This window comes from Agrobacterium sp. GW821-FHT14E08 (assembly GCF_058803865.1).
In genome coordinates this window covers 246788-260822 of record NZ_JBXAPJ010000004.1, presented here as the reverse complement: position 1 = coordinate 260822, position 14035 = coordinate 246788, and the positions used below count along the sequence as shown (strand labels likewise).

Genomic DNA, 14035 nt, shown 5'->3' with positions numbered 1-14035 from the left:
TCAGACGAGTTCCCGTGCCGCTACCACCCGTTCTTCCTGCTCTTCCACCAGATGGCATGCGACGCGTGTGCCGCCGGCAAGCGTGCGCACCTGCGGCACCTCCGCCGAACAGCGCGCCGTCGCAAGCGGACAACGCGGATGAAACGTGCAGCCGGATGGCGGCTTGAGCGGGCTTGGGACTTCACCGGCAACCAGTTCCCGGTCGCGGCGCGGCGCGTCGATATTGGGAATGGTCTGCAGCAGAAGCTGGGTATAGGGGTGGCGCGGGCGGGCGAACAGCTCTTCCGTATCGCCCTCCTCCACGATGCGGCCGAGATACATGACCGCAATACGATCCGACATGTGGCGAACGACGCTCATATCATGGCTGATGAACAGATAGGTCAGCCCCAGCTCGTCCTGAAGGCGACGCATCAGGTTCAGCACCTGCGCCTGCACCGAAACGTCGAGCGCGGATGTCGGCTCGTCGCAGACCAGAAACTCCGGCTCGCTCGCCAGAGCGCGGGCAATCGAGATGCGCTGGCGCTGGCCGCCTGAAAATTCATGCGGAAACTTTTCGCCGTCCGAAGCCGAAAGGCCGACGGTGCGCAGCAGCTCTTCCACACGTTCCATGGTCTCTGCACGGGTCGCGCGCAGTTTCAGTTCACGGATAGGCTCGGCGATGATGTTCTTCACCCGCCAGCGCGGATTAAGCGAGGCATAGGGATCCTGAAAGATCATCTGCGCCGAAAGCGGCGTATCCTTGCGGCCCCTGGCGAAGCGGAAATCACCGGCGCTTGGGCGGAACAACCCGGTCACCAGCCGGGCAACCGTCGATTTGCCGCAGCCGCTTTCCCCGACGATGCTGAGACAGCCGCCAGCCGGCACCGTAAAATCGATGTCGTTCACCGCCTGCACGAATTGCCGGGGCTTCCGTTCGATGACCCGGTTGAGCCACGGCGCAGAGACATCGAAGGTCTTGGTGAGACCCTTGACCGTCAATGCCGGCGTTTTTTGTGCGGGCGTTTTAACCACGGACGTTTTCATGCTGTACCTCCTGCATTCATCCAGCAGGCGCTGGCGCCATCGCCCGCCGCTTCCAGTTCCGGCCGCTCGCGAAGACAGCGCGGCCCTGAAAATCCGCAGCGCGGATTGAAGGCGCAGCCGGGCGGGATGGCGTCGAGACGCGGCATGGCGCCGTCGATCTGGTTGAGCCGTTCCACCCGCGCGCCAAGCGAGGGAATGGAGGCCATCAGGCCCTGCGTATAGGGGTGCTTCGGCGCATGCAGAACCTGTTCGACCGGACCAACCTCGATCAACCTGCCGGCATAAAGCACGGCAACGCGGTCAGCCGCCTCGGCGATGACGCCCATATCATGCGTGACCAGCATCACAGCCGTCTGCTTTTCCTTGCAGAGCTTGCGCAGCAGCGAAATGATCTGCGCCTGGATCGACACGTCAAGCGCCGTCGTCGGTTCGTCGGCGATGATCAGTTTCGGCGACGCCGCAAGTGCGAGTGCGATGACGACGCGTTGGCGCATGCCGCCGGAGAATTGATGCGGATAATGATCGATGCGGTCTGCCGGAGACGGAATGCCGACATCCCGCAAAAGCTGGACCGCACGCGCCTGCGCATCTTTTTTCGAGAGCGGCAGATGCTGCCGGATCGTCTCCACCAGCTGCGCACCAACCGTGAACAGCGGATTGAGCGAGGTCAGCGGATCCTGAAAGATCGCGCCGATTTCCCGGCCGCGGATGCTTTCCATCGCCCTGTCGTCGAGTTTGTCGATGCGGCGCGAGCCGAGCCAGATTTCGCCATCGGCAATACGGCCCGGTTTTTCGAGCAGGCCCTGTATCGCAAGGCCGGTCATGGATTTTCCGGCACCGGATTCCCCCACCACACCCAGGATTTCACCGGGGCGGATGGAAAGGCTGATGTCCGAAAGTGCCGTCACCGTTCCCCGGCGGCCGGGAAACTCGACTTTCAGATTGCGGACATCGATAACCGACTGGTTCATGTCATCCATTGGCGTTCACCTCCACCGGGTAGCTCGGGGGGAAGATTTCCGAAACGGGCGGATTGGCCCAGCTTCGCTCGGGATATTTTGCAATCAGCCCATCGAACTGCGCCTGCGCCTGAATGCGGGCGCGCGCCATATCGATATTCGCGACCTCTCTCTCCCGCATGGAGAGACGGCCATCGACGAAGACCGCACGCGTGATCTTGCCCGAACCGCCGGTGACAACAGTCGTGATCGGATCGACGCTCGGCGCCATGACCGTGTCATCGAGATCGAAGACGGCGATATCGGCGCGGGCACCCTTGGAAAGATGCCCGAGATCGGAGCGACCCAGTGCCCGCGCGCCGCCGAGTGTGGCGGCGTCGAACAGATCGGCTGAGCGGACCCTGTCGGGCGCGCCATCATTGATACGGCAGGTGATGAGACCGACCAGCAGGTTCATCAGCATGTCGGCGGGCGCCGTATCGGTGCCCATCGCAATGTTTATTCCAAGCTGCCGGCAGGCGGAGAAGGACGACAACGTGCTGCCGCTTCTAGCCGACACCAGCGGACAGTGAACAATCGACACGCCGTTTTCCGCGTAGAGCGCCAGATCTTCCTGCGTCACATTGGTGGCGTGCGGCGCGATAAGGCGGTCGCTCAAGAGGCCGGCCCTGGCGAGCCACACCGGCGCGGTCGAGCCATGCAGCTTGCGGACCGTGTCCACTTCCATGGTGCCCTGCGCCATGTGCAGGCGGAACTTGCAGCCAAGATCACGGGCGGCGGCATCGGTTCTCTGCATCAGCGCGAGCGTGGATGTTTCGACACGATCAGGTGCCAGCATACCGCGCACGAGGTCGCCGTGCCTTCCGGCCTGCCTCTCGATGAACGACACCGCCTCCTTCAGCCCCTGAAGGCCGCGCTCCTCATCGAAGACCGGCACCATGCGTCCCGGCTCTTCCAGCACCATGCCGCCGGAGCGGAAGGCGGGGCTGAGATAGACCCGCAGGCCAAGTTCGCCGGCGGCATCGGCTGCGGCTTCCAATTCGGCGACTGTTTCTCCCCATTCACGATAAAACAGCGAGGCAATAGGTGCCGCCGTGGTGATGCCGTTGAGGAGAAGCTGGCCGAAGGCGAAACGCTTCTGGAAGGCAAGCTCCTCCCCGGAATACATCTCGTAGGGACCGGCCTCGACATAGGAGCGCGGCCAGACACGGCCCTTCGCCCAGCCGGGGTGATTGTCGATGCCCAAAATGGTCGTGTCGAGATCGGAAAGGGCATCGAGGTCGATCAGGCCGGGGCTGATCAGGGCATTGCCGAAATCGACGCGGCGAGCAACCTCGCCGGGAAAGCCATGCCCGACGAAAAGGATTTCGCCGTTCTCGAACACGACCTCGCCGTTTTTCAGCAGCCGGTGAGACCCGTCCTTGTGGCCGACCACCCAACTGGCGGTGAGCAGCGTGCGACCGGAGGGACGTTCACCGAGCGAAAGGGACTGAAGCGGTTCGCTCATCATGGTGCCTCCACCACGGCCTTGCCGCCTCTGGCGGTTACTCGTCCGCCCTTTACGACCAGCGGTCTTGGGGCAATATCGACAACGGCATGGGCCAATGTCTCGCCGGTCAGCAGCGTGAAATCGGCGGCGCAGCCAACGTCAAGGCCGTAATCCTTGAGGCCCATGACATCGGCACCGCCCTGCGAGACGACATGCAGGACATGGGCAAGCTCGATATCCGAGCGCAAGCCGTTCTTCATGCCGATGATCTTGGCACGGTCGAGCATATCCGGCTGACCCCAGGGACCCCAGGTATCGCGAATGCCGTCACAACCGCCGCCGACACGCACACCGGCTTCCTTCAGGCGCATGATAGACGGTACATTTGCCGAGGGCGCGCCGGTCGTCAGGATCGCCACATCGAGCCGGGCGATCTCATCGATCAGCTTGCCGACCCGGAGATAGTCATTCATGCCGAGCGCAAAGGCGTGGCTGATGGCGACCTTGCCTTCCATGCCGTTGGCGCGGATGCGCTCGAAAATCAGCTCCATCGTGAAGGCGCCGAGATCGGCAGCCTCATGCAGATGAATGTCGATCGGCACGCCGTGCCTGACCGCGAGTTCAAAGAGGATATCGAGCTGGCCTTTCGGATCGCGATCGATGCCGCAGGGATCGATGCCGCCGAGGACTTCACAGCCCTGTTTCAGCGCCTCATCCAGCAGTTCCACCGTGCCGGGCATGACCATGACGCCGGACTGCGGGAAGGCAACGACCTCGATGTCGATGATGCCTTTCAGCTTCTCGCGCGTTTCCCATATGCCTTCGACAAGCTTCAGGCCATGGGTCGGATCGATATCCACGTGGCTGCGAATATGCGTGCCGCCGTTTGCGGCAAGACCGATGGCGTGGCGCATGGACTGGCGGTGCGGATCGATGCCGATCTGGCTGCGGTTTTCGCGCTCGAAATCGATCCGCCCGCGCAGGATTGCGGCACGGTTATTCTCATGCCAGGGCATGCCCCAGGTCGTCTTGTCGAGATGGGTGTGGGCATCGATGAGGCCGGGCGCGAGGATTGCGCCGTTGCCATCCTCGACCGGCATGCCGGGTTCGGCCTCGAATTTTCCGAAACCGGCAATCTTTCCCTGCCTTATCATGATGTCGCAGGTGTCGCCCGCCATGGGCCTGATGTTGCGGAGCAGAAGATCGTGCATGGAACTCACCTCAGTTTCGGATTGAGCGCATCGCGCAGCCAGTCACCCAGAAGGTTGACGGTGACGACGAGCAGGCAGAGCTGGAAAACGGGAAACAACACGATCCACCAGGAGCCGGAAAACAGGAACTGGTTACCGATGCGGATCAGTGTTCCAAGCGACGGCTGGCTGGGCGGCATGCCGATGCCGAGGAACGACAGGGTCGCCTCAGTCAGGATCGCCATGCCGAAATTCAGCGTGGCGGCAACCATGATCGGCGTCAGCGTATTGGGCAGAATATGGTTGGCCATGATGCGGCGCGCGGGAACGCCGATGAGCTTGGCCGCCTGCACATAATCCTTGCCGGTCTCCACAATCGCCTGGGCACGCACGGTGCGCGCATATTGCACCCAGGCGGAAAGCGCGATGGCGAGAATGAGCACGGCGGATGCGCCCACCTCTCGAAGACTGTCCGGCAGCATCTGCCTGACGACCGTGGAGACGAGGATGGCCACCAGAATTGTCGGGATGGAAAGCGTGATATCGCCGATGCGCATCAGGAGATTATCGGAAAAACCGCCGAAATATCCGGCAACCAGACCGGCTGTCATGCCGATGACCAGAGACAGCGCCACGGAGGCGACACCGATGACGATGGATATGCGCGTGCCGTAAAGGATGGCGGATAGCATGTCGCGCCCCTGCGTATCCGTGCCGAGCAGATAGGGCCATTCCCCACCCTCCTGCCACACCGGCGGCAGTTCGGCCTTCCACATGTCGAGCGAAGCGCCGTCATAGGGGTTCTGCGGTGCGATCAGCGGCGCGAAAATGGCGGCAAGGATGAGGATAGCCAGGATCAGCGCGCTGATCTTCGCCGATCTGCTGTGGCTGAACGACCAGTAGAGATCGCTGTTGCGTATGCGCTTGATAAGCGACGGGCGGGCAGGTTTTGCCGTTTGCGGAAGGTCTGTGGCCATGAAACCGGCTCCCTTCGGTTAGCGCGCGGTGCGCAGACGCGGATCGATCACCGCATAGGCAATGTCGACGAACGTGTTGAGGACAACGAAGATGAAGGAAATGATGCAGAGATAGGCCGCCATGACGGGGATATCGAGAAATGTCACCGCCTGTATGAACAGCATGCCCATGCCCGGCCACTGAAACACCGTCTCGGTGATGAGCGCAAAGGCGATGAGCGAACCGACATTCATCGTCGTCAGCGTCACGACAGGCATCAGACAGTTGCGCAGCGCGTGGCGGAAATAGATGCGCCAGCGGGGAATGCCGCGGGCACGGGCGAACTTGACGAAATCGGACCGCAGCACCTCCAGCATTTCGGCGCGCACCAGACGCATGACCAGCGTGATCTGGTAAAGCGAGAGCGCAATGGCAGGCAGAATGAGCGCCGCACGCCCCGACGAGGTAAGCAGGCCCGTGGACCACCAGCCGAGCTGCACGACATCCCCTCGGCCGAAGGCCGGCGCCCAGCCAAGCGACACCGAAAAGACGAGGATAAGCAGAATGCCGACAACGAAGCTCGGCAGTGAGACGCCGACAATCGACAGGAATTGCAGGCCCTCCGTATACCACTTTCCACGCCGGATCGCCGTCAGCACCCCAAGCGGCAGGCCAACGACGAGCGAAAGGACGGTGGCCACCAGAACAAGCTCCAGCGTTGCCGGAAACCTTTCCGCTATCAGCGGCAGCACCTGCTGGCCGTTGCGATAGGAAACGCCGAAATTGCCCTGGGCAGCGTCTTTGACAAACCGCAGATATTGCGTGGGCAGACTGTCGTTGAGGCCGAGCCGCTCACGCAAAGCAGCGCGATCTTCCTGCGAGGTCTGCTCCCCCACCATCAGCTCGACAGGATCTCCCGCCAGCCTGAAAATGAGAAATGCAATAAGCGCGACGGAAAGCATGACCAGAATGGCATTTCCCATACGCTTGATGATGAAAACCAGCATTGTTACCTCTCGGATGCGAACCCATGGACATGATGCCAGCCAGGTTCGACCATTCTTTTCCAGAGACGGGGCACAGGTCGTTTACGCCTGCCGCATTGTCGACAATAATATCGGCAGCTGATCGCCGATCAGGCTGGCAAATCTCCAGCGGCGACGAGCCGCATCGCTCTTTGCCCAATATGCCCGCAAGTGACGAAGGCTGCCCCGGATGGCCCAAAAGGCGTTCGGCGCGATGCCGAACGCCTTTCAGAGTTCCGGATTATTTGTCGAGTTGCGTCAGCCAGTGGCGCGGCTTGTTGTCGGCGCGGAAATCGACGCTCTTCACCTTGCCAAGCATCGCCCATGCAATCGGCTGCTGGTGCAGCGGCACAAGCATCGCCTCGTCCTTGGCGATTTTCAAGGCCGCCTCTTCAAGGGCAAGACGTTTGGTATTGTCCTGCTCCTGCGCTGCCTGGTCCACCAGCTTGTCGATCTCAGGGTTCGACCAGCTGCCATAGTTGGAGACACCCATTGCGCCCTTTCGGGTGGAGAGGATCTGCGACAGGAAGGAGAAGGCATCGAGCGTCGGTTCGTTCGCCCAGCTGAGGTTGAAGACATCCGCCTTGCCGCCATTACGCTTCGGAGACTGCACGGAGCGGGGAGCGATGTCGATCGTCGGCTGGAAACCGCCACGCTTCAGCATGTTGGCGACGCCGGAGCAGATATCTTCCTCGTTGATGCTCTCGTCATTCATGCAGGTATAGGTGAAAGCGAGGTTCTTCATGCCGGCATCGGCAAGAAGCTTCTGCGACTGCGCCGGATCGGCGGGCTGGAATGTATCGAGCGACTTGGCATAACCCGAAATTTCAGGCGCGATGAGCGAGCCGGACGGCCTTGCAAGGCCACGCATGACCTTCTTGTTGATGAGATCGCGATCGATCGACAGTTCGAATGCCTGGCGAACACGAAGATCGTTAAAGGGGTTCGGCTTGCCGTCCTCGAGCTTTTCGCGGCGGTTGAAGCCGATGAACAGCGTGCGCAGTTCGGTGCGCTTCTTCACCGTGATATTGGGCGAGGATTCAAGCCGCGGCAAATCCTGGATCGGTGCGGAATCGATCAGGTCGATTTCACCGGAGAGCAAAGCCGCGACACGGGTGGCCGCAGAGGCGATCGGCACGAATTCGATGCGGTCGAGATTGTGTTTTTTCTGATCCCACCAGGCCTCATTGGCGACAAGAACCGTCTTGCTATCGGGCACGCGACTTTCAAGCTTGAAGGGTCCGGTGCCGTTGGTGTGCATCGTCGTATAGCCATCGACCTTGGAGGCGAAATCGGTCGGCTTCTCGCTATTGTTATCCTTCAGCCACTTGGCGTTGAAGATGAAGATATTGGTGATGTCGTTGAGGAAGAGCGAGGTGGGTGCGGTGACGTCGAGATCGACGGTATAATCATCGACCTTCTTCACGCCCGCAAAAACCGGAATATTGCCGCGCAGCGGCGAAGTGGCATCCGAGGCGCGCGTGAAGGACGCGACGACATCGTCAGCGGTGAAATCAGCGCCATCATGGAATTTCACACCCTTGCGCAGGGTGAAACGCCATGTCTTTCCATCAACAAGCTTCCATTCCGTCGCAAGAGCCGGCTCGATCTTGAAGTCGGGTCCGTAACGGACAAGCCCCTCATAGATATGATTGAGAAAGGCGAGGTTGGAGGTGGACGGCACCGAATATGGATCGAGCGAATAAAGGTCGGCGCGGCCGGCCCAACGCAGGGTTTCCGCGCTTGCGGGAACGGCAATGGCGGCCGCCGCCAGAGCGGCCAGGACAAAACTTCTCATTCGGGACATTTGATCCCCCCTTTTTATAAATCGTTGAAGTGCCGGCTGACCTACCGGCCGGACAAGGCGGAGTATTGTTTCGCTCCGCCTTATTGTCAATAATATTGTTGACAATTATCGTATCCAAAATCGACGCATCCTGAATACCAGCTGCTAATACAAGGGAGGAAGGCTAAATGGGGAATTTTCTGCTGTTGCACGGCACGATGGTGACCGTGGACCGTGAGCGACGCATCATCGAGGATTGCGGCCTTGCCATAAAGGACGACCGGATCGTCGACATCGGCACGGCGGAGGAACTGGCGCCACGCCATACCGACAAGCAGGTGATAGATTGTCGGGGAAAACTGATCATTCCCGGCCTCATCGATGCCCATGGCCATGCCGGGCACGCCTTGATCCGCAGCATTGCCGCCGACACCAATGCGATGTGGATGAAGGTGGTGACGCCGACCTATTACCATTATGTCACGCGCGACTATTGGTATGCGGACGGCCTTGTCTCCGGTATCGAGCGGCTGCGCGCCGGTGTCACCACCGGCGCCAGCATCATCACCTCCATGCCACGCGCCGACGACCCCGTCTTTGCCATCAACCACGCCCGCGCCTATGACGAGATCGGGATTCGCGAAATCATCTGTGTGGGACCTTCCGGCCTGCCCTGGCCGCACCCGGTAACCCGATGGGAAAGCGGCTCTCCGGAGCGCCGCAACATCAGCTTCGAGGAGATGATCGAAGGCAGCGAAGCCACGATCGAGGCCCTCAACGGAACGGCTGATGGACGCATCAGCGTCTTCCTGACACCCTTCACCATCGTTCCTTCTGTCGAGCCCTCCAACGCTTCAAGCCCCGATCAGGCGGTGAAACTGACGGATAATGACCGCATGCAGGCGCGCCGGATACGTGAGACCGCCCGCAAAATGGGCGTCCGGCTGCATTCGGACGCATTTGCGGGACAGATCCGCATGGCGTTTCAGGACAAGGAAAATGCGCTGCTTGGCCCCGATATCCACCTTCAGCATTGCTGGGGCATCTCGCATGACGAGATCGACATTCTGGCCGAAACCGGCACGCGCGTAACCCATGCACCGCCGGGCCGCGCGACGCCGATCATGGAAATGATGTCCAAGGGCATCCGCGTCGCCATCACCACCGACGGCGCCGCACCCAGCCGCCACTTCGACATGCTGCAGACCGCCCGCATGGCGCAATTCACGCAGCACCTGCTGCACAATCACGATCGTTACCTGCTGCCACCCGGCAAGATATTCGAAATGATCACCATCGACGCCGCCCACGCCATCGGCATGGAGGATGAAATCGGTTCGCTGGAAATCGGCAAAAAGGCCGATATCGCCATCATCGACATGCGTAGACCGCATCTGATGCCGATGTGGATGCCTGTGCACCGTCTGGTGCATCAGGTGTTGGGGAGCGATGTCGATACCGTTTTCGTCGATGGCAAAATGCTGATGGAAAACGGCCGCGTTCTGACAACGGATGTCGATGCGGCCATCTCCTTCGGGCAGGAAGAAGCACTGGCCCTCGCCGCCCGCGCCGGTCTTGAAGCGCATATGCACGATCCGGGTTGGGGACGCCTGTTGCGGACCTTCGAAGAACCGGTCCACCCGCCCCTGCCGCCCGATCCGGCGTTCGGTCGGTAATCTGGCCAAACAGGACCATCAAGCGCTGCAATGCATCCACGCTTGCAGATGGCCGCAATGACATTGTCGACAAAACCGCGCGCAATCCCTCACGACAATAAAAACTCCCCGGCCTGGAGGGGTCCGGGGAGCAAACCTGACTTCATGTCAGGAACTTTGACTGGAGCTAGCACTCACCCGTTCGAAAACGGGGTGGATCTGAGTCATCTAACCAGGTTTATGCTTTTTTCTTATGTGCAGTATTAGAACGAACGCTGCAGGCGAACGAAGCCGGTCCAAGCCTCAGGCTTGTTGTCGACGTCGAGGTAGTTGGCGGTGAGCTTCGTGGTGAGGCCGTCCGTGATCTTGTAATCAACAGTCAGACCAGCCTTCCAGGCGTCGTTATTGGAGAACTCATCCCAGGAAACGAGGCCGTAGCTGCCGTAGTACTGGAAACCGGGGGTGATCTTAAGCTTGTCGGTAGCCTTGATGGCGTATTCCGCAGCAACTGCCCACTCGGAGACATTGTAATAAGCGTTTGCGCCGGAGGCCCAAACACCGGACAGTCCAAGCGTGCCCGGACCAACGCCAGCCGTTGCGATCAGGCGGACGGAGCCGTTTTCGCGATCGGTGTCGTAGCCGCCGATGAGCTGCAGGGTTACGCTGTCGAACTTTGCACCAGCGCCGAGAGCAACACCGATATTGTTGTCGCGCTCGTTGTAAGAGCCAACGGAGATGCCTTCGAGTTCGTCAACCGAAGCGCCTGCCCAGAAGGAACCGGCGTCGTAGGTGTAACGAATGGAGTTGAACAGAGCGTTGGAAGCCAGTTCGTCCGTTTCGCCAGAGAGGCTATCGTCCCACCAGCTGTAGAACTTACCAACCTTCAGGCCGCCGAGTTCGATGAAAGCCTGGTCAACGAAAACTGCAGAACCCTTGTCGCCCGAGCCAGACGTGGTGGACGCAGCGGCAGAACCCGTGTCAGCATTGCCACGGAGGCCAATGAAGCCACGCAGGGCACCGAGGTCGGTATCGGTGCGGGTGTCAATTTCAAACTGGGCGCGTGTGAACGAATCCCAGTCAGAGGTGCCGGTCTTGTCACGACCGAAGTCGGTCTGGAAACGGACATAACCCTGAAACTTCAGGCAGGTTTCGGTGCCGGGGATGTAGAAGAAGCCGGTGCCGAAAGCGTCGCAAACGCGAACATATTCCATGGGCTCGGGCTCGGCAGCGACGATAGCGTCAGCGGCCTGTGCGCCGGATACTGCTGCGAGAGCGGCAGCGGAGCCGATAAGAAGGCTCTTGATGTTCATTTTTAATCTCCAGTCAAAAATTTTTCAACGAATGCGCAAATTTGAGGGCTGGTCTTTCCCTGCCGCCCGCTTCCCTGCGCTGATTCAGCAAATGACAGAAACAACCGGAGACTCGCAATTCAAATCGGCAAAATCAAAATACAATAAAAGCAAGCAATCCAATTACGTAGTAAAATTACAACAAATAAGTATTTTAAACTATAATAGTTTTATGATTTAATTCTAAATAACATTATTTATTACTTATATAATGTGGGCTTATATGAAAAATTTATGACAATATTGCAATACAAAACGGAAGAACAAAAGACATGGCCTTCGCAGGGATCCGTGCACAGACGATTGGAGTTTGCCGTAATGGAGACGGCGCAAGGCGGCAGATACCAGCATGGGCATCGCCGGATCAGTTCAACACTGTCAGGACAAAGATCGCCGCGCAGAGCCTATATCGAGTCGCTGGACAATCCCGTGAGAAACCTCGTCATGTTTCCCAGCATGTCACCGATCACGTCCGCCTGCACCGGCCGGCTGAAATAATAACCCTGCCCATAGGGACAGCCGGCGGTGCGCAGAAATGCCGCCTGTTCAGCCGTTTCCACACCCTCGGCAATGACATCGATATCGAGAGACCCGGCAAGCTGGATCATGATGGAGACGATGGCGCTGTCCTTGGTTTTTTCCGGCAGATGGGTGAGGAACGAGCGGTCAATCTTCATGCAGGACAAGGGGAAGGTCTTGAGCATGCCGAGGCAGGAATAGCCAATGCCAAAATCATCCAGCGCGAGGCTGACACCCATCTGCTTGATGGCGCGCATGATCCTGACAGATGTTTCCACATCCTGAATGATGAGCGTCTCGGTGATTTCGATTTCCAGGAGGGATGGTGCAAGGCCGGTTTCCGTCAGCGCCGATCTGATCTGCTCGACAAGCCCGCTCTGGAACTGCCTCGGCGAAATATTGACTGCCATCTTCACGGGTGAGAGGCCCACAGCCGCCCAGGCCTGCGCCTGCCGGCAGGCTTTTCTCAGAATGGTTTCCCCCAGCTCCACGATGAGGCCGGTTTCTTCCGCAAGACCGATGAATTCCGCAGGTCCCAGCAGACCTTCTGAGGGATGCTGCCAGCGCACCAGCGCCTCCACACCGCTGATGCAACCGGTCTGAAGATGGACCTGCGGCTGGAAATGCAAGACGAACTCATCCCTCTCCACCGCCTTGCGCAATTCCTCTATGCGGGTGAATTTCTTGCGCAGATCATCCGCCATGCGCGGCGTGAAGGTGGCGATGCCATCGCGACCATTATGTTTGGCCTCATACATGGCAAGATCGGCTGCCGCGACGATTTCCGCCGTGGTTTCCCCATGCTCCGGGAAGAACGCCATGCCGATGCTGCATGTGACCTTGATATCGTAATTGCCGATGCGCAGCGGCTGCGAGACCGTCGCCCGGATGCGCTGTAGCCGGCTTTCGAAATCGTCCTTCTGCTTTTCCAGAATGATGACGAATTCATCGCCGCCCACCCGCAGCACAAGATCGTTACGCTTGAGGCTGCGCGCGATACGCTCGGCGGTTCTGGACAAGAGAGCATCGCCAATGCTGTGGCCCAGCGTGTCGTTGATCTGCTTGAAATTATCGAGATCGAGAAAGCCGATGCCAACCCTTCGGTTTGCCTTTGCGGCCGCGGCCAATATTTCCGGCAGTCTCGTATCCAGAAAGCGCCGGTTGGGCAGCCGGGTCAGCATGTCGTGATCGGCCAGAAAGGCGATATGCTCCGCCGCCCGCTTGCGGTCGATTGCCAGGCCCGCCATGCGCGCAGCGGCACCGATAAATTCCACGAGGGCCGCATCCGGCTTGCGGGCGGCCAGCATGCACCACACAAAACCGTGGGCCATGCCTTCGCTGGCGGGAATATCGAAACTGAAAGCAATATGATCCGCCGGACAGTCGAGATCACCGGGATCGTCGACGGTGGAAATATGTGCCGTCAGGTCTTGATGAGGCGCGAGCGCCGGCGAGGCATAGACGGAGGGCTCACCCGCCGCCGCATCGAATACCCGCACCGCGCAGGCCAGCCCGGTGGCGAGATTTTCGATCGCCTTGACGAATTCCTCGAGAAAATCCTCGATACGCGCCGCAGCGACGATCATTTCGAGAATGCGCGCCTGCGCCTGAAGCAGTCTTTCCGAGGCTTTTTTCTGGGTTATATCGCGGGAAGCGCCAACCACGCCGATGATCTTGCCAGCCTTGTCCTTTAGGGGCACGCGCGACATCATCAGCCAGCGGTCGATATCACCGCGCATGGCGCGTTCCTCATAACCGAGATCGGGCTCTCCAGTGCGCATCACCCGCGCCTCGGTATCGGGAATGCCGGCAAGCCGCGCCGCATCGCCATGAATATCGGAATCGGTCAACCCGATCAGCTCTTCGACCGTCTCGAAACCATTCTCGGTAACGATCGCACGGTTGGCAAAAAGGAAACGCCCCTCCAGATCCTTGGCATAGATGAAATCCGGCACATGATCGATCATCGCTTCCAAGAGCGTGTGCCGGTCGGAGGGGTTGGCGGTTCTGGCGGTTTCAGGAGGAGCGGAAGGGCTCGCGTCGCGCTTCTTTCGCGACATCCGGTTCTGCACGGGTGTCT

Annotated in this window: 10 protein-coding genes; 1 reads left to right on the top strand and 9 read right to left on the bottom strand. The window is 59.7% G+C overall.

Annotated elements, in window-relative coordinates:
- The 7 genes from AC1ROR_RS17410 to AC1ROR_RS17380 all read right to left on the bottom strand — a co-directional run bounded on the left by AC1ROR_RS17410 (position 1) and on the right by AC1ROR_RS17380 (position 8453).
- On the bottom strand, positions 1-1026 hold the full coding sequence (locus AC1ROR_RS17410) for an ABC transporter ATP-binding protein (protein ID WP_080840135.1): 1026 nt from the start codon (positions 1024-1026) through the stop codon (positions 1-3).
- The gene (locus AC1ROR_RS17405; protein WP_035224943.1) at positions 1023-2006 is read right to left on the bottom strand and encodes an ABC transporter ATP-binding protein; all 984 of its coding nucleotides are present in this window, start codon (positions 2004-2006) and stop codon (positions 1023-1025) included. The genes AC1ROR_RS17410 and AC1ROR_RS17405 overlap by 4 nt, the downstream gene beginning before the upstream one ends.
- Positions 1999-3492, bottom strand: a complete 1494-nt coding sequence (locus AC1ROR_RS17400) for an amidohydrolase family protein (RefSeq protein ID WP_498590178.1) — start codon at positions 3490-3492, stop codon at positions 1999-2001. The genes AC1ROR_RS17405 and AC1ROR_RS17400 overlap by 8 nt, the downstream gene beginning before the upstream one ends.
- On the bottom strand, positions 3492-4685 hold the full coding sequence (locus AC1ROR_RS17395; RefSeq protein WP_080840133.1) for an amidohydrolase family protein: 1194 nt from the start codon (positions 4683-4685) through the stop codon (positions 3492-3494). The genes AC1ROR_RS17400 and AC1ROR_RS17395 overlap by 1 nt, the downstream gene beginning before the upstream one ends.
- A gap of 5 nt (positions 4686-4690) precedes the next feature.
- Complete coding sequence (locus AC1ROR_RS17390) at positions 4691-5641, bottom strand: ABC transporter permease (RefSeq protein WP_035224938.1); 951 nt, start codon at positions 5639-5641, stop codon at positions 4691-4693.
- A gap of 18 nt (positions 5642-5659) precedes the next feature.
- Positions 5660-6628 carry an ABC transporter permease gene (locus AC1ROR_RS17385; protein WP_003499543.1) on the bottom strand — a complete coding sequence of 323 codons (969 nt, stop codon included), beginning with the start codon at positions 6626-6628 and terminating at the stop codon, positions 5660-5662.
- 259 nt (positions 6629-6887) lie between these two features.
- Complete coding sequence (locus AC1ROR_RS17380; protein ID WP_142174560.1) at positions 6888-8453, bottom strand: ABC transporter substrate-binding protein; 1566 nt, start codon at positions 8451-8453, stop codon at positions 6888-6890.
- 167 nt (positions 8454-8620) lie between these two features.
- Here AC1ROR_RS17380 and AC1ROR_RS17375 point away from each other — a divergent pair, with 167 nt between their 5' ends.
- Positions 8621-10108 carry an amidohydrolase family protein gene (locus AC1ROR_RS17375; protein WP_498590177.1) on the top strand — a complete coding sequence of 496 codons (1488 nt, stop codon included), beginning with the start codon at positions 8621-8623 and terminating at the stop codon, positions 10106-10108.
- 242 nt (positions 10109-10350) lie between these two features.
- On the opposite strand, the gene AC1ROR_RS17370 is transcribed toward AC1ROR_RS17375, so the two are convergent.
- Positions 10351-11397, bottom strand: coding sequence for a porin (locus AC1ROR_RS17370; RefSeq protein WP_035224934.1), 1047 nt, complete (start codon positions 11395-11397; stop codon positions 10351-10353).
- 443 nt (positions 11398-11840) lie between these two features.
- The gene (locus AC1ROR_RS17365; RefSeq protein ID WP_498590176.1) at positions 11841-14015 is read right to left on the bottom strand and encodes a putative bifunctional diguanylate cyclase/phosphodiesterase; all 2175 of its coding nucleotides are present in this window, start codon (positions 14013-14015) and stop codon (positions 11841-11843) included.
- Positions 14016-14035: the final 20 nt, after the last annotated feature.

What these genes read in the sequence shown, in the direction of transcription:
- AC1ROR_RS17410 (WP_080840135.1), bottom strand. Translation starts at nt 1,026, where the DNA reads ATGAAAACGTCCGTGGTTAAAACGCCCGCACAAAAAACGCCGGCATTG.
- AC1ROR_RS17405 (WP_035224943.1), bottom strand. Translation starts at nt 2,006, where the DNA reads ATGGATGACATGAACCAGTCGGTTATCGATGTCCGCAATCTGAAAGTC.
- AC1ROR_RS17400 (WP_498590178.1), bottom strand. Translation starts at nt 3,492, where the DNA reads ATGAGCGAACCGCTTCAGTCCCTTTCGCTCGGTGAACGTCCCTCCGGT.
- AC1ROR_RS17395 (WP_080840133.1), bottom strand. Translation starts at nt 4,685, where the DNA reads ATGCACGATCTTCTGCTCCGCAACATCAGGCCCATGGCGGGCGACACC.
- AC1ROR_RS17390 (WP_035224938.1), bottom strand. Translation starts at nt 5,641, where the DNA reads ATGGCCACAGACCTTCCGCAAACGGCAAAACCTGCCCGCCCGTCGCTT.
- AC1ROR_RS17385 (WP_003499543.1), bottom strand. Translation starts at nt 6,628, where the DNA reads ATGCTGGTTTTCATCATCAAGCGTATGGGAAATGCCATTCTGGTCATG.
- AC1ROR_RS17380 (WP_142174560.1), bottom strand. Translation starts at nt 8,453, where the DNA reads ATGTCCCGAATGAGAAGTTTTGTCCTGGCCGCTCTGGCGGCGGCCGCC.
- AC1ROR_RS17375 (WP_498590177.1), top strand. Translation starts at nt 8,621, where the DNA reads ATGGGGAATTTTCTGCTGTTGCACGGCACGATGGTGACCGTGGACCGT.
- AC1ROR_RS17370 (WP_035224934.1), bottom strand. Translation starts at nt 11,397, where the DNA reads ATGAACATCAAGAGCCTTCTTATCGGCTCCGCTGCCGCTCTCGCAGCA.
- AC1ROR_RS17365 (WP_498590176.1), bottom strand. Translation starts at nt 14,015, where the DNA reads ATGTCGCGAAAGAAGCGCGACGCGAGCCCTTCCGCTCCTCCTGAAACC.